This window comes from Bacillus sp. FJAT-27251 (assembly GCF_001273925.1).
Classification (GTDB): Bacteria; Bacillota; Bacilli; order Bacillales; family Cytobacillaceae; genus Mesobacillus_B.
In genome coordinates this window covers 1,113,953-1,130,704 of record NZ_LIGG01000001.1, presented here as the reverse complement: position 1 = coordinate 1,130,704, position 16,752 = coordinate 1,113,953, and the positions used below count along the sequence as shown (strand labels likewise).

Annotated in this window: 16 protein-coding genes, 1 tRNA gene, 1 rRNA gene, 1 other RNA gene and 1 other annotated feature; of the genes, 5 read left to right on the top strand and 14 right to left on the bottom strand. The window is 47.8% G+C overall.

The genetic code is table 11. The annotated features are described in order from the left end of the window. Nucleotides 1-381: 381 nt before the first annotated feature. The 7 genes from ADU22_RS05280 to tadA form a co-directional block, all read right to left on the bottom strand. Entirely contained in the window at nucleotides 382-645 is a 264-nt protein-coding gene (locus ADU22_RS05280; RefSeq protein WP_053361239.1) for a pro-sigmaK processing inhibitor BofA family protein, read from the bottom strand. Nucleotides 646-726: 81 nt separating this feature from the next. After that, nucleotides 727-948, bottom strand: a complete 222-nt coding sequence (locus ADU22_RS05275; RefSeq protein ID WP_053361238.1) for a YaaL family protein — start codon at nucleotides 946-948, stop codon at nucleotides 727-729. 22 nt (nucleotides 949-970) lie between these two features. After that, complete coding sequence (gene recR / locus ADU22_RS05270; protein ID WP_053361237.1) at nucleotides 971-1,567, bottom strand: recombination mediator RecR; 597 nt, start codon at nucleotides 1,565-1,567, stop codon at nucleotides 971-973. A 13-nt stretch (nucleotides 1,568-1,580) separates the two neighbouring features. Further along, on the bottom strand, nucleotides 1,581-1,901 hold the full coding sequence (locus ADU22_RS05265) for a YbaB/EbfC family nucleoid-associated protein (protein WP_046525682.1): 321 nt from the start codon (nucleotides 1,899-1,901) through the stop codon (nucleotides 1,581-1,583). Nucleotides 1,902-1,920: 19 nt separating this feature from the next. Beyond that, the gene (dnaX, locus tag ADU22_RS05260) at nucleotides 1,921-3,606 is read right to left on the bottom strand and encodes a DNA polymerase III subunit gamma/tau (protein ID WP_053361236.1); all 1,686 of its coding nucleotides are present in this window, start codon (nucleotides 3,604-3,606) and stop codon (nucleotides 1,921-1,923) included. Nucleotides 3,607-3,733: 127 nt separating this feature from the next. Then, nucleotides 3,734-3,998: signal recognition particle sRNA large type (ffs, locus tag ADU22_RS23925), an RNA gene on the bottom strand. A gap of 77 nt (nucleotides 3,999-4,075) precedes the next feature. Then, a complete protein-coding gene (gene tadA / locus ADU22_RS05255) occupies nucleotides 4,076-4,600 on the bottom strand; it encodes a tRNA adenosine(34) deaminase TadA (RefSeq protein ID WP_082252788.1) in 525 nt (174 codons plus the stop codon). Nucleotides 4,601-4,677: 77 nt separating this feature from the next. On the opposite strand from tadA, the gene ADU22_RS05250 reads away from it, so the two are divergent. From ADU22_RS05250 to ADU22_RS05235, 4 genes are all read left to right on the top strand, one after another. Beyond that, entirely contained in the window at nucleotides 4,678-5,226 is a 549-nt protein-coding gene (locus tag ADU22_RS05250; protein WP_053361235.1) for a cysteine hydrolase family protein, read from the top strand. Between the two features lie 66 nt (nucleotides 5,227-5,292). Next, complete coding sequence (locus tag ADU22_RS05245) at nucleotides 5,293-6,576, top strand: LysM peptidoglycan-binding domain-containing protein (protein WP_053361234.1); 1,284 nt, start codon at nucleotides 5,293-5,295, stop codon at nucleotides 6,574-6,576. Between the two features lie 213 nt (nucleotides 6,577-6,789). Next, entirely contained in the window at nucleotides 6,790-7,431 is a 642-nt protein-coding gene (locus ADU22_RS05240) for a deoxynucleoside kinase (RefSeq protein WP_053361233.1), read from the top strand. Beyond that, nucleotides 7,428-8,096 (top strand): deoxynucleoside kinase, encoded by a 669-nt coding sequence (locus ADU22_RS05235; protein WP_053361232.1) that lies wholly within the window; start codon nucleotides 7,428-7,430, stop codon nucleotides 8,094-8,096. Before ADU22_RS05240 ends, ADU22_RS05235 begins: the two co-directional genes overlap by 4 nt. A gap of 224 nt (nucleotides 8,097-8,320) precedes the next feature. On the opposite strand, the gene ADU22_RS05230 is transcribed toward ADU22_RS05235, so the two are convergent. The 6 genes from ADU22_RS05230 to guaB form a co-directional block, all read right to left on the bottom strand. After that, nucleotides 8,321-8,413, bottom strand: a tRNA-Ser gene (locus ADU22_RS05230). Between the two features lie 94 nt (nucleotides 8,414-8,507). Next, nucleotides 8,508-9,791, bottom strand: a complete 1,284-nt coding sequence (gene serS, locus ADU22_RS05225) for a serine--tRNA ligase (RefSeq protein WP_053361231.1) — start codon at nucleotides 9,789-9,791, stop codon at nucleotides 8,508-8,510. Nucleotides 9,792-9,854: 63 nt separating this feature from the next. Continuing rightward, nucleotides 9,855-10,073: a binding site (T-box leader), on the bottom strand. 104 nt (nucleotides 10,074-10,177) lie between these two features. Next, the gene (gene pdxT / locus ADU22_RS05220) at nucleotides 10,178-10,768 is read right to left on the bottom strand and encodes a pyridoxal 5'-phosphate synthase glutaminase subunit PdxT (protein ID WP_053361230.1); all 591 of its coding nucleotides are present in this window, start codon (nucleotides 10,766-10,768) and stop codon (nucleotides 10,178-10,180) included. A gap of 10 nt (nucleotides 10,769-10,778) precedes the next feature. Next, nucleotides 10,779-11,660, bottom strand: coding sequence for a pyridoxal 5'-phosphate synthase lyase subunit PdxS (gene pdxS, locus ADU22_RS05215; protein ID WP_053361229.1), 882 nt, complete (start codon nucleotides 11,658-11,660; stop codon nucleotides 10,779-10,781). A gap of 147 nt (nucleotides 11,661-11,807) precedes the next feature. Then, nucleotides 11,808-13,175: a D-alanyl-D-alanine carboxypeptidase family protein gene (locus ADU22_RS05210; protein WP_053361228.1), complete on the bottom strand. Its 1,368-nt coding sequence runs from the start codon at nucleotides 13,173-13,175 to the stop codon at nucleotides 11,808-11,810. 121 nt (nucleotides 13,176-13,296) lie between these two features. Beyond that, nucleotides 13,297-14,760 carry an IMP dehydrogenase gene (gene guaB, locus ADU22_RS05205; RefSeq protein ID WP_053361227.1) on the bottom strand — a complete coding sequence of 488 codons (1,464 nt, stop codon included), beginning with the start codon at nucleotides 14,758-14,760 and terminating at the stop codon, nucleotides 13,297-13,299. Nucleotides 14,761-14,876: 116 nt separating this feature from the next. Here guaB and ADU22_RS05200 point away from each other — a divergent pair, with 116 nt between their 5' ends. Continuing rightward, complete coding sequence (locus ADU22_RS05200) at nucleotides 14,877-15,824, top strand: YaaC family protein (protein ID WP_053361226.1); 948 nt, start codon at nucleotides 14,877-14,879, stop codon at nucleotides 15,822-15,824. 646 nt (nucleotides 15,825-16,470) lie between these two features. On the opposite strand, the gene rrf is transcribed toward ADU22_RS05200, so the two are convergent. Then, nucleotides 16,471-16,586: ribosomal RNA gene (gene rrf, locus ADU22_RS05195) — 5S ribosomal RNA — on the bottom strand. Between the last annotated feature and the right edge of the window lie 166 nt (nucleotides 16,587-16,752).

Genomic DNA, 16,752 nt, shown 5'->3' with positions numbered 1-16,752 from the left:
TCGGGAGCAAGCTCCCTCAAGTCCGCTCGACTTGCATGTATTAGGCACGCCGCCAGCGTTCGTCCTGAGCCAGGATCAAACTCTCCAATAAAAGAGTGATTAGCTCATAAAATAAAACGTTGGCTCATGTACTTCTATAACAGAAGCCATGAATATTATTGTTTGTTGACGCTTGTTTGTTTAGTTTTCAAAGAACAATCACCGCTCGTAAGCGACTTTATTAATATATCATACTGGCAACTTTGTGTCAACACTTTTATAACTTTTCTTTATTTCATGTCAGCTGTTCATCAGCGACGTTTAATATAATAACACCTATATCTTTCATCGTCAACCTAATGTTCAAAAAAATTAAAGCTGCCTTCCCGGCAGCTTTTTACATTATATTATCCACGTTTCTATCGCCACCAGGGCCAGGACACCCGGAATTCCCAAAAAGCCTGAGACACTGGCTGTCACCAGATTGATCGGCACATTCAGGCCCAGGCTGCTGCCGAATGCATTCAGGAAAAACAAGAACAGCGCACCAATCAGAATTTTAACAACTCCCTGTCCGATAAAACGCAAAGGCTTCGCCGGGGCACCGATGAACAATATAATTAAGGCCAACCCTGCAAGGATTGAAATGACGATAACCGGATCCATTTGCTGCCACTCCTTTATTTAGGACTTGTACTAAAGCATATGAACAAGCCTTTCAAAAAAGAACGTGGTGTTTTATCGCCGCTATCTTCCTTTAATAGAGATTTTTCTTTCTTTGGCTTCCCTGAAAAGGAAGAAATACTTCGCTTCAGCCAGTTTTGCCTCGGCAATGAATTCCCTGGATKGGTCAAAGCTTCTTTCAACCAGTTTCTTTTTATTTGTCCATTCTGTCTTTACCTGGCCCATTTGCTGCATCAATTTATCATTGAATTCCCGTTTGAGTCGCCCTTTCCTTCGAAACAACATCCTGTCTCCTCCTGACCMACAATTAGACTTCCCTGCGTCCTTCCAATGCTTTTGAAAGTGTTACTTCATCTGCATATTCGAGGTCTCCCCCGACCGGTAGACCGTGKGCAATCCTTGTAATCCGGATGCCTGATGGCTTGAGGAGCCTGGAGATGTACATGGCGGTTGCCTCGCCTTCAATATTGGGGTTTGTCGCCAGAATGACCTCCTGGACAGTCTCATCCTGAAGCCTTTTTAACAGGTCGGGGATATTGATATCCTCCGGCCCGATTCCATCCATTGGAGAAATGGCGCCTTGAAGGACATGGTATAGCCCGTTAAATTCCTTCATCTTTTCCATGGCTATAACATCTTTTGGATCCTGCACCACACAAATCACGGTGCGGTCCCGCCGCTGATCCTCACAGATATAGCATGGATCCTGGTCCGTGATATGTCCGCATACGGAACAATAACTCAGGTTCCTTTTTGCATTTACAAGAGCCTTGGCAAAGTCGAGGACGGTGTCTTCCTTCATGCTAAGAACAAAAAAAGCCAGACGGGCAGCCGTTTTCGGGCCGATACCTGGCAATTTCATAAAGCTGTCGATCAGCTTTGATATTGGTTCAGGATAATGCATTTATTATTCCCCCCTAGAACATTCCTGGAAGGTTCATTCCCTTGGTAAACTGGCCCATTGTGGAATTCGCCAGCTCATCGGCTTTTTTCAGGGCGTCATTTGTTGCCGCAAGTACAAGGTCCTGAAGCATTTCAACATCGTCGGGGTCCACTACATCCTGTTTAATCTGGACATCGACGATCTCTTTATGGCCTGTAACAACCACTGTCACCATACCGCCGCCAGCTGTGCCTTCCAGCCTCTTTTCACCTAGTTCTTCCTGGGCCTCAGCCATCTTCTTTTGCATTTTTTGCATTTGCTTCATCATATTTTGCATATTACCCATTCCACGCATTGTTTAACTACCTCCAGTTTTAATCTTGAATTTGAATTAGTTCTTCCCCAAACAGTTTTTTGGCCTCAGCAATCAGCGGATCTTCTTCGCTCTCGCCATCTTCCCCGGAACCATCGTTCTGCTGGCTGCTAATGAAGCTTTCGCGAATTTTCAGCCACTGTTCTTCCGGCACCCCTACCACCTGGAGCTGTTTTCCTGTCAGCTCGCCCAGGATGGCTCCAATGGCCTGGATGAATCTTTCATTCTCCATTGCCATCTGGCAGTGAATTTCGTATTTAAATTTTATCACTAAAGCGCTGCTTGATGAAGCGACAGGCTCTGCTTCATTCAATAAGGCAGCCTGGGATCGCATCTGCCTTCCGACAAGCATCCMCAGCATTTCTCCCCAACGGCCTTTGACCTCTTGAAGATCCTGTTTGGTCGCCTGTTTCAGGACTTCTTTAATCTTGCCGGCAGGCGCCTGGAATCCTTTCCGGTTTGTACGCTGCGGCTTTTTCTGTACAGTACCTTCCCCCTGGGCAGCAGAAGCCGGCGGGTTTTCTGCAAATCTTGTCAGCTTTTCCTCAAGCTGCTCAATCCGCCTTAGGAGCGGTTCCACTTCAGGGACAGCCCCTTGCTGCTGCTCCAGCTGGCAGAGTTTTACGATGGCTACTTCAAGAAATACCCTTGGATGATTGGTCCATCTCATTTCCTGCTGCGCCTTATTCAAGCCGTCAATGACCTCGTAGATTTCCCCGCTTCCTGTTGCGGAGGCGAGCTGCTGGAACTCTTCGTCCAGCATGACCCTTTCCATTGACTCTTCAAGACCTGGTGCAGCCTTGTAAAGGAGCATATCCCGATAGAAGTAGATCATGTCTTCAATAAATCTTGCAGGATCCTTGCCGGCCTGCAATAATTCATCCAGTGCTTCCAAACCGCTGGCCGCATCTTTTTCATGAATGGCTTTGCCAAGCTGTGTTAAAAAGGACTGGGAAACCGAACCGGTAACGGTAAGCGCATCTTCCACCGTCACCCTGTCCTGGCTGAACGATATCGCCTGGTCGAGCAGACTGAGTGCATCCCGCATTCCGCCTTCCGCTGCCCTGGCAATTACATGGAGCGCCGCGTCATCGCAATCGACTCCTGTTTCATCCACAATCAGCTTCATCCTGCCGACAATCGCCTGCGAGGTGATCCGTTTGAAATCAAAGCGCTGCGTCCTCGAGATAATCGTCAGCGGGATTTTGTGTGGTTCAGTAGTTGCGAGGATGAACATGACATGCCGCGGCGGCTCCTCAAGTGTTTTCAGCAGTGCATTGAAGGCCCCGATGGAAAGCATATGGACCTCATCCACTATATATACCTTATATTTAACCGCGCTTGGTGCATATTTTACCTTGTCGCGGATATCCCTGATTTCCTCAACGCCGTTATTTGAAGCGGCGTCAATTTCAATGACATCCGAAATGGATCCATCCGTAATTCCCCGGCATGAAGCACACTCATTGCAAGGCTCGCTTACAGGTGCCCTTTCACAGTTCACTGCTTTGGCAAGAATTTTGGCGGCACTCGTTTTCCCTGTTCCCCTCGGCCCCGAGAAAAGATAGGCATGGGAGATTTTCTCCTGAAGCAGAGCATTTTGCAGTGTCGTTGTGACATGTTCCTGGCCGACGACATCAAAGAACCGCTGCGGCCGCCACACACGATATAATGCCTGATAAGCCAAAAGACACCGCTCCCTTCCGTTTATAATCTCTCCTATTATAACGCATATATTTTTTTTACAAAACTATCTCATAAAACAAAAAACCCATCCCCTGCTGGAGATGAGCTGGTTGTTTATTATTTAACTGCCGTGCACCTTCCTTCGACTGACTACCATAAGCGTTACTCAAGCAGTTAGCTCGACCCAGGCTGCCCTGCGGCACATGAGAGCGTCCACTTAATGCTGCTTCCTTCCGGATCTGACATGGTTCATGGATTCCCATTGCGCAGGACCCGGGTGTCAACACCACTTACTTAAGGCAGACCCTACAGTACATCAGCCTCAGGAAGGGATTCAGCCCCGCTGGAGCGGATTGCGGGTACAGGGCACCGCTACCTCCCCGCCTAGCACGGCAAAATTGAAACCTTGTTTAAGTGCGTCTTAAGTGACGCATAATCAGTATACTAATATCTCGAAGAAATTGCAATGCTTATTCATTGTTAAATCCTGTATGATCTTCAGGGAACAAACGCCGCTGCTCCCGCTCCTGTTTCTTTCGCGCCCTAAGCTGGCGGAAGAAATCAGACAGGAGGGACCCGCATTCAGCTTCGAGGACTCCTGTCGTCAGCTCGCTCTGATGGTTGAAGCGCTCGTCCTGCAGCAGGTTCATAAAGGTCCCTGCACAGCCGCCCTTAGGGTCGGCCGCACCGTATATGACCCGCTGAATCCTGGACAGCATAATGGCTCCGGCGCACATCGGGCATGGTTCAAGGGTCACATAAAGCTCCGCCCCCTCCAGCCTCCATGTGCCAAGCTTCCGGCAGGCTTCTTCAATCGCCAGCACCTCTGCATGGGCAATCGAACTTTGGTTTGTCTCCCGGAGATTATGGGCACGCGCGATGATTTCCCCATCAACCACCACCACTGCGCCGATGGGGACCTCTCCTGCTTCGCCCGCCTTTATGGCCTCGGCAATAGCTTCCCTCATGTAAAGCTCATCCTGATTTTTCTCCAATATGTTCCCTCCTCCCTTTCAGGTGGTTTATAATCCTGCTCCCGGTCTAAAAATAGAGAAAAGGAGAGGATGCATAAATGGACAACGATATAAAACCTGCTCTGCTCATCATAGACATGATCAACGATTTTGACTTTGAATATGGAGAGGCTCTCTCCAGAAAGGCAGCTGAAATCACAACGCCTATCTTAAACCTGAAACAGAAGTTCCAGGAGAGAAATCTGCCTGTTGTCTATATTAACGACCATTTCGACTTATGGAAAGCCGATATCGATAAAATTATCGAGCATTGCAGCAATGAACGCAGCAAAGAGATCATCAGCAGGATTTCTCCCGGGAAAGATGATTATTTTTTAATCAAGCCAAAGCATTCGGCATTTTACGAAACGGCTTTGCATACCCTGCTTCAGCAGCTTGAGGTAAACACACTCATTCTCGCTGGCGTTGCCGGGAATATTTGCGTCCTGTTTACCGCCAATGATGCCTATATGAGGGAGTACAAGCTGTATATTCCCGAAGATTGCGTTGCATCCAACAGCCATGAGGACAATGAGTATGCTCTGGCAATGATGCGGGAAGTGCTCAGTGCCAATACCGACCCTTCTGCTAAAATTTTTAACAGGTAAAACATAGCCCAAACCTTTCCCACATAAAATGGTTGTAGCGTTTATCCGCCAGGAGGAGGGAAGGCAATGCAGATACATGTGATTCAAAGAGGCGAGACACTAACCGGGATTGCCCGTACTTATGGTTCAACGGTTGAAGATATTGTGGAAGCGAACGCAATTCCCAATCCAAATAACCTTGTCATCGGCCAAACCCTGGTCGTTCCCATTATCGGCAGCTTTTATTGGGTTCAGCCGGGTGACAGCCTTTATTCGATTGCAAGAAGGTTCAATCTGAACTATCAGGAGCTAGCCCGCATCAACCAGATTCCGGTCACCCAGCCGCTGAGGGTGGGCCAGCGGCTGTACATTCCACCACGGCCAAAATACCGGGCTGAAGTCAATGCCTATGTGGAGCCAAGAGGAACGACGGTTGCGCCAGCCCTCGAAACGGCAGCCCGCGAGGCGGCCCCCTATCTGACCTATCTTGCTCCGTTCAGTTACCAGGCATTGAGGGACGGCAGTTTGAAGGAGCCTTTGCTCAATAATTTTCCGGCGATTGCCGAAGCGAATAATAACACGTTGATGATGGTGATAACCAATCAGGAGAACGACCAGTTCAGCGATGAGCTTGGCCGCATTATCCTGAATGACATGGCTGTGCAAAACCGCTTCCTGGATAATATCGTTGCCACCGCCCGCCGTGTCGGGTTTCGCGATATCCATTTCGACTTTGAATTTCTCCGCCCTGCCGACCGCGAGGCCTACAATACCTTTCTCCGCAAAGCAAGAGACCGGTTCAGGCAGCATGGCTGGCTGATTTCCACAGCGCTTGCTCCCAAGACAAGTGCCACACAGCAAGGGGCCTGGTACGAAGCGCATGACTACAGGGCTCACGGTCAAATTGTCGATTTTGTCGTCATCATGACCTATGAATGGGGGTACAGCGGCGGGCCGGCCATGGCGGTTTCTCCTATTGGACCGGTACGGGATGTCATTGAATACGCCCTGACCGAAATGCCTTCCAATAAAATCATGATGGGCCAAAACCTGTATGGATACGACTGGACCCTTCCATTTGTACAGGGAAGCGTCGCCCGTGCCGTCAGTCCGCAGCAGGCGATTGAAATCGCCGCGGCGAATAATGTGGCCATCCAGTATGATGCCCGAGCCCAGGCGCCATTCTTTAATTATACCGATGCAGAGGGGCGGCGGCATGAAGTCTGGTTTGAAGATGCCCGCTCCATTCAGGCAAAATTCGATTTGATCAAGGAACTGAACCTCAGGGGAATCAGCTATTGGAAGCTTGGACTTAGCTTCCCGCAGAACTGGCTGTTAATTTCCGAAAACTTTGATGTGGTTAAGCGGTAGGTTCACCGCCAGCCGCATCCACAGCCTCTCAATCGGGCCTGCTATTATAAGACAATAAAACCGGCTGGGTTTTGTTGTCTTTTTTTCATTCTTCTCCCACAAATAATCCATATCCTTGAATAACGATAATATGTTAAAATGGTGCTTGTGCCTTAAAAAGAATGCATTAAATAAATCAAAAATAGATATCCGATTATAGAAGGAGGACAAACTGTGGGGGGAACACCTTTTGTCACGGTTGAGGGGCCGATTGGCGTCGGAAAGACATCCCTTGCCAAAGCAATCTCAGAACATTTTCAATTCGCCTTGTTAAAGGAAATCGTGGATGAAAATCCATTCCTTGGAAAGTTTTATGACAATATCGAGGAGTGGAGCTTCCAGACGGAAATGTTTTTCCTGTGCAATCGATATAAGCAGCTTGGGGATATTAATGAACATTACATCAGCAAAGAAAAGCCTGTCGTTGCCGACTATCATATTTTTAAAAATCTGATTTTCGCCCAGAGGACGCTAAACCAGCAGGAATACAATAAATACCTGAGCATCTACGAAATCCTTACCCAGGACATGCCGCGGCCAAATGTGGTCATTTACCTGCATGCCAGCCTTGATACTCTTCTGGACAGGATTGCGATGCGCGGCCGGGAGATTGAGAAAAATATCAGCCCTCTTTACCTCAAACAGCTTTCGATCGATTATGACGAAGCCATTGCAAGGTTTGAGTCCCAGTATCCCGAAGTGCCGGTTCTGCGGTTCAGCGGCGACGAAATTGACTTTGTCAAAAAGGAACAGGACCTGGATTCCATTATTGGACAGCTTACGGAAACACTATCCAGAAGGAGCGTACAACGATGAACTTACGAACCAAATACGATATACCCCAAAATGCCGTCATCACAATTGCCGGCACTGTGGGAGTCGGAAAATCAACGATGACCAACGCATTGGCTAATGCCTTGCAATTCCGTACCTCCTTTGAAAAAGTGGATGCCAATCCATACCTTGACAAGTTTTACGCCGACTTTGACCGCTGGAGCTTCCACCTGCAGATTTATTTTCTTGCAGAGCGTTTTAAAGAGCAAAAGAGGATTTTTGAATACGGCGGCGGCTTTATCCAGGACCGTTCGATTTATGAGGATACTGGCATCTTTGCGAAGATGCATTATGAAAAAGGGACCATGTCTCCAGTTGACTATGAGACGTATAAAAGCCTGTTTGACGCAATGGTGATGACACCCTATTTCCCTCACCCCGATCTATTGATTTACCTTGAAGGAAGCCTGGATGATATCATTGAACGCATCCAGGTGCGCGGGCGCCCGATGGAACAGCAGACACCTGTTTCTTACTGGGAAGAGATGCATGAGCGTTACGAAAACTGGATCAACACCTTTAACGCCTGCCCGGTCCTCCGTTTGAACATCAATGATTATGACCTCGTCAACAATGAACAGTCGGTCGAGCCAATCATCGAGCGGATCGGATCCTTTATCCGCCAGACCCAATTATTGAAGAAATAGCAATAACCGGCCTTTTGGGGCCGGTTATTTATTTTAGGATAAGAACAAAATACATATCCCTGCACTTAGATAACTGTGCAGCTCCAGCGCCTAGCCCCTCGAGTCGCTTGTCAGGGCTGACCAAGGCGCTTCCGCTTATTTAAATAAAAAAAACCTGCAGTACTCGTCTGCAGGTTTTCAACAATTCTCCAATTGTTTATGCGCGTATGTTACTAATTGTGATATGGAGGAGGAAAGGGGATTCGAACCCCTGCGCGGTTTGACCCGCCTGTCGGTTTTCAAGACCGATCCCTTCAGCCGGACTTGGGTATTCCTCCTTATCGACGTAGTATACTTTATCACAAAGATAGTGGAGTGTCAATCAAAAATCATAAAAAATTCGGGCAGGACTTTTCCCGCCCGAAATACACTTTAAGCTTGAGGTGAAATCACTTCGGCATTTCTCATGTAAGGACGGAGTGCTTCCGGGATGACGACACTGCCGTCTTCCTGCTGGTAATTCTCAAGGATGGCGGCTACTGTGCGGCCAACCGCAAGCCCGGAACCGTTAAGGGTATGCACATGCTCAGGCTTCGCCTTAGGCTCGCGGCGGAAGCGGATATTCGCCCTTCTGGCCTGGAATCCTTCAAAGTTGCTGCAAGAAGAGATTTCGCGGTAGGTTTCGTAGCTTGGAATCCACACTTCGATATCATATTTCTTCGCGGCAGTAAAACCAAGATCAGCCGTACACATGCTGAGGACGCGGTATGGCAGTCCCAGAAGCTGAAGGACCTTTTCCGCATTATTCGTCAACGTCTCCAATTCATCGTAGGACTCTTCAGGCTTAACGAATTTCACCAGCTCCACCTTGTTGAATTGGTGCTGGCGGATCAACCCGCGTGTATCGCGGCCGGCAGACCCTGCCTCGGAGCGGAAATTGGCGCTGTAGGCCACGTATTTCAAAGGAAGCTGGTCGGCGCTTAATATCTCGTCGCGATGCATGTTCGTAACCGGCACTTCGGATGTTGGAATCAGGAAATAGTCAGTATCAGCTACCTTGAACGCATCTTCCTCGAACTTCGGCAGCTGACCAGTTCCTGTCATGCTCGCACGGTTGACCATATAAGGCGGCAGCACTTCCTTATAGCCATGCTCATCAGCATGAAGGTCCATCATGAAAGAGATCAGTGCGCGCTCAAGGCGGGCCCCAAGCCCCTTATAAAAGGCAAACCGGCTTCCTGTCACCTTTCCGGCCCTTTCAAAATCGATGATATCAAGGTTATCGGCAATATCCCAGTGCGGTTTAGGCTCAAATGTAAACTGCGGAATTTCTCCCCACTTCCTGATTTCCACATTGTCATCCTCTGTTTCGCCAACAGGGACACTTTCATGCGGAATGTTCGGTATGCTCATCAGCAGCTGATCAAGCTCCTCTTCCACGCTTCTTAGCTCTTCGTCAAACGCTTTGATCTTGTCGCCGACTTCACGCATTTCGGCAATCAGCTGGTCGGCATCCTGCCTTTGTTTTTTTAGAACAGCTATTTGCTGGGAAACCTCGTTCCGCTTGCTTTTTAGCGTTTCCGTTTCCTGCAGGAGCTCACGGCGCCGGCTGTCGAGGTCCTCAAACTTCCCAAAGTCTGTGAGGTCCTCTCCGCGATGCTGCAGCTTTTGCTTTACTTCTTCAAAATTGGCTCTCAAATACTTGATATCCAGCATATTATTCTCCTCCTATTCATTCTTTGGCCTATTCTTAAAAACACAAAAAACTCCCGTCCCCTGGAAAGGGACGAGAGTTACCCGCGTTGCCACCCTGATTGAAAGCATGTGATGCTTCCCTCTTGACAGGATAACGGCCTGCACCGAGAATGCTTACTTGCCATATGGCTTTCCGCATTCTGCTCAAGGATGGATTCACTAGCTTCACCCGCCGGTTTTCACCTGCCACCGGCTCTCTGAAAGGAATGAAAGAAAGCTACTAGTTCCTGTCACTGCTTTTTCATATCAGGTTCTATTACTTCATAATGTACTACAATTATTTCCTGTGCGCAACCGATTTATACCACATTAACCGGCAGCAAAACCCAACTCAAAGAAGTTTCACCTTATACAGCCGCAGGCTTTTCCTTTGCTTCGGCCGCCATTTTAACAAAGTAGGCTGTCAGGCGGTGGTCATCGGTCAACTCCGGATGAAACGAACATCCAAGGAACTGTCCTTCGCGTGCGGCGACAATCCTGCCATTGCACTTCGCAAGCACTTCCACATTTTCACCGGCCTCGACAATATGGGGAGCCCGGATGAAGACTGCGGAGAAATTTTCGGCAACACCGTTGATGTCCAGGTCTGCCTCAAAGCTTTCGCGCTGCCTTCCAAATGAGTTGCGCTCCACCTTTACATCCATTACGCCGATGTGCGGCTCTTCATATCCGACTACCTGTTTGGCGAGAAGGATCAGTCCGGCACAGGTGCCGAACATTGGCTTTCCTTCTGCAGCAAATTGTTTTAAAGAAGGCATAAAATTATATTTATCAATCAGCTTTCTCATTGTGGTGCTCTCGCCGCCCGGGATGATCAGTCCATCCAGCGCTTCAAGCTCCTCCGGCCACTTTACTGTCACCGCTTCTGCCCCGCAGGCTTCAATCGAACGGATATGTTCCCTGACTGCACCTTGAAGTCCAAGTACCCCTATTTTCATTCTCTTCACCTTACCAGCCGCGATCCTGCATGCGCGCTTCCGGAGCGATGGTGGCAATCTCAAGGCCCTTCATTGGCGTCCCAAGGCCCTTGGAAAGTTCAGCAATCAGTTTGTAATCCTGATAATGAGTCGTTGCTTCCACAATCGCACGCGCGAATTTCGCAGGGTTGTCCGATTTGAAGATACCGGAGCCAACAAACACGCCATCTGCACCAAGCTGCATCATCAAAGCTGCATCGGCAGGTGTCGCCACTCCGCCAGCTGCGAAGTTTACGACCGGCAGGCGGCCAAGCTTCTTGATTTCAAGCAGAAGTTCGAAAGAGGCCCCAAGCAATTTCGCTTCGGTCATCAGTTCCGCTTCATCCATGCCTACAACCTTGCGCACCTGGGCATTCACCTTGCGGATATGGCGGACTGCCTCCACAATGTTTCCTGTTCCAGGCTCCCCTTTTGTACGGAGCATTGCGGCGCCTTCGCCAATGCGTCGTGCAGCTTCGCCAAGATCACGGCAGCCGCAGACAAACGGTACTGTATATTCACTTTTCAAAAGATGGAACTCTTCATCTGCAGGGGTCAATACTTCACTCTCGTCAATATAGTCAACACCCATTGCCTCAAGCACTCTCGCCTCGACAATATGGCCAATTCTCGCTTTTGCCATAACCGGGATGCTTACCGCATTCATTACTTCTTCAACGATACGCGGCTCGGCCATTCTCGCCACTCCGCCGGTAGCCCGGATATCGGAAGGAACTCTTTCCAGTGCCATAACCGCTACTGCGCCGGCCTCTTCGGCAATCTTAGCCTGCTCGGCATTGATGACGTCCATGATGACGCCGCCTTTTTGCATCTCTGCCATTCCTCTTTTAACTCGATCCGTTCCTGTTCTCATGTTTAGTTTCCCCCTCGGTCTCTTTGCTAGCAAATATATTTTAACACGAAAAACCGATAAATTATATCGGATTTAATTATATCCCTATTGCAAATAAACAATAAAAAAGGTTTCCTGTCAATACAGGAAACCAAATAATCTCATTTGTTAAAATAATCCTTTAACCGCAGAGGCCACACTTCCAAACAGGTCTCCAAAGAACCCGCCCACGCCTCTCATAGCGAGGACAAACCAGTTTGCCTTTTCAACTGTCTCGGCAGCCACCACATCTACCTGTGCCAGGCTTTGGCCATCCTCGGTCAGGAAGCTGATTGGCTCGCCGTCCTTCGTTTCAACCGTGACATAGCCGACTTTATCGCCTTCCTTAACCGGTGCGGTCAGTTCGCCTTTTTCATTTAGTTTGTCTTTATCCAGTACTAATTTAGGAACATATTGTTCCTTTTCGCCATTTTTGATGGTTAAAGCGAGCGCATCACCGGTTTGGACCTTCACGCTGTCCTCTTTCCCTTTCACAACCGGCACAGACTCGTGTCCCTTAACCTTTTGACCCTCGGCAACAAGCTGTTCCTTTTTAAAATTGCTGAATGCATAATTCAGGATTTGCTCTGTTTCCTTAAAGCGGGTGTCTCTCGTATCAGTTTTCATCACAACAGAAATAAACCGCTCATCGCCCCTCTTTGCGGTAGCCGTAAAGCCATATCCTGCAAAGTCGGTTGATCCCGTTTTCAGCCCGTCAACGCCCTCATAGGCATGTACCAGCGTTGGCAGCATGAAGTTGAAGTTGTCATAAGTTCTTCCGTCCCTGAATTCAAGCCTTGGTTTGCTTGCTGTTTCCAACACTTCCGGATAGTCATTGAGCAAATGATACGCAAGCCTAGCCGTAGACCGGGCAGACATTACATTCTCTTCGTCAGCTGCACCAGCCGGATGGTTCCCCATCAGGGAGCTGTTATTTAAGCCTGAGGAATTGACAAACTTAAAATCCTTCAGTCCAAGTTCTTCGCCTTTTTTATTCATGAGTTCCACAAAGTTTTTCTCCGTGCCGGAAATCAATTCCGCAAGTGCTACGGTAGCAGCGTTCCCGGAATGGATGGCCATCGCTTCATACAGCTCTTTTACTGTATAATCCTCGCCCTGGGTCAATCCCACATTGGAAAGCCCTGGAGCTGCGGACAGCCTGTGAACATATTCATTGATTTTGACCGTCTGGTCCCATTTGATTTTACCTTCATGGATTGCTTCAAGCACTAGATACTCTGTCATCATTTTCGACATGGAAGCAACGCCAAGCACAACATCTGCATTCTTCTCATAGAGCACTTTTCCTGTGTCGGCGTCCACCAGTATGGCTGCCTCTGCGCTTAAGCCCAGGATGTCTTCCTGTGCCTGCGCCTTATCTGCAAAACCTGTAAACAACGTCGCAATGCTTAACACAAATACCGCAACAAAAACGGATAATCTCTTGTACTGCTTCAACGAAAATTTCCCTCCAGCTCTTTTTGTCTGTCTATTCATATGTTAGTAGATTGGCCCCTTCAAAAATCACACCCGTTAAGTTTACCATAAACAAAATAAAAAAAACAGACAGAGAAAAGGCCTCTGTCTGCCAAAAATGAATTTAGGAAATTAGACACGGTCATGATGAGTAATTTGGTGCTTCCTTCGTAATCTGCACATCATGTGGATGGCTTTCCCTCAAGCCTGCTCCCGTCATCCTGATGAATTGGGCGTTTTCCCTAAGCTCACTCAGGCTGGCGGCCCCGCAGTACCCCATGCCGGATCTTAGTCCACCCACAAGCTGGTAAATGGTATCTGCAAGCGGCCCTTTGTAGGCAACCCGCCCTTCGATTCCTTCCGGTACGAACTTCTTATTGTCTTCCTGGAAATAACGGTCCTTTGAGCCCTTTTCCATCGCGCTGACCGAGCCCATTCCGCGGTATACCTTGAAGCGGCGTCCCTGGTAGATTTCGGTCTCCCCAGGACTTTCCGTCGTTCCTGCAAGCATGCTTCCAAGCATAACCGCATGTCCGCCTGCAGCAAGAGCCTTTACGACATCCCMTGAGTATTTGATGCCTCCATCGGCAATGATGGCCTTGCCATGCTTGCGTGCTTCTGTAGCACAGTCATAGACCGCGGTGATTTGCGGCACGCCAACGCCGGCGACCACCCTTGTAGTACAAATGGATCCTGGGCCAATTCCCACCTTGACCACATCTGCACCAGCCTCAAACAGCTCCCTGGTGGCCTCCGCTGTCGCTACGTTACCAGCAATGATGGCCAGTTCAGGAAAAGCAGCCCGGATTTCCCTCACCGTATCCTGGACTCCCTTGGAATGTCCGTGGGCCGTATCAACAACAATGGCATCAACCTGGGCCTTAGCCAAAGCCTCTACCCGTTTCATCGTGTCGGCTGTTACACCCACTGCTGCGGCGACTATAAGCCGTCCCATTTTATCCTTTGACGAATTTGGAAACTCAATCACTTTTTCAATATCCTTAATGGTGATAAGCCCTTTAAGGACTCCTTCATCATTTACGAGCGGGAGTTTTTCAATTTTATGCTTTTGAAGGATTTTCTCGGCATCCTGCAAAGTAGTGCCAACTGGCGCGGTAACTAGGTTTTCCTTTGTCATGACATCCGATATCAGGATGGAATAATCCTGGATGAAGCGAAGATCACGGTTTGTCAATATGCCAACCAGCTTCTGCTCTTCTTCATTGTTCACAATCGGAACGCCGGAAATGCGATATTTTCCCATCAGATGCTCAGCATCGAATACCTGGTGTTCTGGTGTTAAAAAGAAAGGATCCGTAATAACGCCGCTTTCGGACCTTTTCACCTTATCGACTTGCTCAGCCTGCTGTTCAATCGACATGTTCTTATGGATGACACCCATGCCGCCCTGTCTTGCCATGCTGATAGCCATCTCCGCTTCCGTTACCGTATCCATGCCAGCGGAGATAATAGGGATATTCAACCTGATTTTCTCTGTCAATTCAACCTGAAGATTAACATCCCTAGGCAATACCTCTGATTTTGCCGGAACAAGCAGGACATCATCAAATGTTAATCCTTCTTTTAAAAACTTGCTTTCCCACATCGTAAATAAACCCCCTTCAGATGAAAATATTATTAGTAGGTTATCAATTGGTTAAAATACTGTCAAGAAAGCTTGTAATAATTAGATTTTTCAATTTATTATTGGAGGGTTCCTCTATGAGTTTGCCCTATAGAGATTGGAGCAGTTTCTCGTATTTTTTCTCGGCTGACTATTCGCGCATGTACCTGAAAAAGAGCTATCTTCGGCTTCAGATTGACAATGCAGACCAGAAAAGCTTCGAAAACTGCTATCCGTTTATTTATTATTTGGAGCATGGCAAAATTTATTACGAACAAGCTGCTTCCTCACCTATTCATATTAAGCCGATCTTGCTTTTTTATGGACTGATTCATCTTGTTAAGGCGTGTATCTTAACCGTCGAGCCGGACTATCCGGAAACCACTGCCGTACTGGCACATGGACTTTCAACAAGAAAACGGAAAAAACAGCAATACAGCTTCTTTGAGGACGAAGTGAAATTCCAAAAACACGGGCTCTTTCCACTTATGGCAGAAACGTTGTTCCACATGAAACAGATTGAAGGGGAAAAGGCAAGGATGGGGGAAATCCTCCAGCAGATACCAGAATTGTCGCCGCTCTTTCAGCAATTAAAGGGAAGGCCCACCTTCCTGAAAATAAACCAAGAGGGGAAAAACTTCTCTCTCTCGAAAAAAATTCTTGATGCCTACCATATGACGGAAAACAGGTTCATGGACTTTATTTCCTCAAAATCGAGAATTGCCTTTGCGGAAAGCCATGGGGAAAAACTCGTCTTTCAACCCGACCTTTCAGGGATTGCCGATCCCGTCCCCTTTCGGTTCAATTTGACTGACGTCCATCCATCCTTTCCATTGAACAAGGATGGATGGTTTCTGCTGCCAGAATTGCTGCTGCATTACCTCCTGCTTTATAATCTCGGCATGATTGCCCGCTATGAGATCGACTGGTGGAGCGAGCTGATCAAAATGATGCCAAGCGAGGACTTTCCCTTTATTCAGTCGTTTCTCGATATAACGCTGCATAAAGGACCTTATTTAATTTATCAATACCTGTCTTCCAGATAATGGAGGGGGCTATCCGTTTATTTTTATGTGAKAGGGGAATTTCTTTAACATGCAAGACAAACTCACCTCAGGAGGGACACACATGAAAAATAAAATGATGATGACAACTGTCGCTTTAGGAGCCGCCTATTTGCTGAAGGATAAAAAGTCCCGTGATAAGGTCATGAGCCAGCTGCAAGGAATGAGGAATAAAAAGAAGTAGTACTGTAGAGGCTGTCTCAAAAGGCCGTGGTGTACGCCTTTTGAGACAGCCTCTTTTGTGGTGCAGGGGGGACGGTTCTCATTTAAGGGTACGCGAACCAGAGTGATTGTAAAATTATGGTGTTTGTAGAGTAAATGGGGGATTTTGTAGAGTAAAATTCAGAAAGCGTAGAGTAAAACCCATAAATCGGAGAATAAAGCGGGTAAAGTGTAGAGTAAAACCCTCAAGCTGTAGAGAAAATTAAATTGAGGGGTTTATTAAAATGGATTTCTACATGAAAAATGGCTTTTTTCTACATAAGCGGCCTCCGTTTCTACAGATTTTTCGATTATATCTGCATCGTTAGGGAGGAAATCGACATATTTCGGCCCGATATCTACAATTCATGGTGTTTTTTTAAAAAGCACAAAAAAGAACAGCGTATTTCAGCTGTTCTTTTCTTTTGCCTGGCAGCGTCCTACTCTCACAGGGGGAAACCCCCAACTACCATCGGCGCTGAGAAGCTTAACTTCCGTGTTCGGCATGGGAACGGGTGTGACCTTCTCGCCATCACCGCCAGACTATTTTATAGAAATGAGGGTTGTTCCCTCAAAACTGGATAATGTATTTTAGAAGGACTTGCATTCGAGTATCAGCCTATTGTCCAGCTCCGGCTCCTAGCCTTCGCTTTTCGTTTTGGTTAAGTCCTCGATCGATTAGTATCAGTCAGCTCCACACGTCACCGCG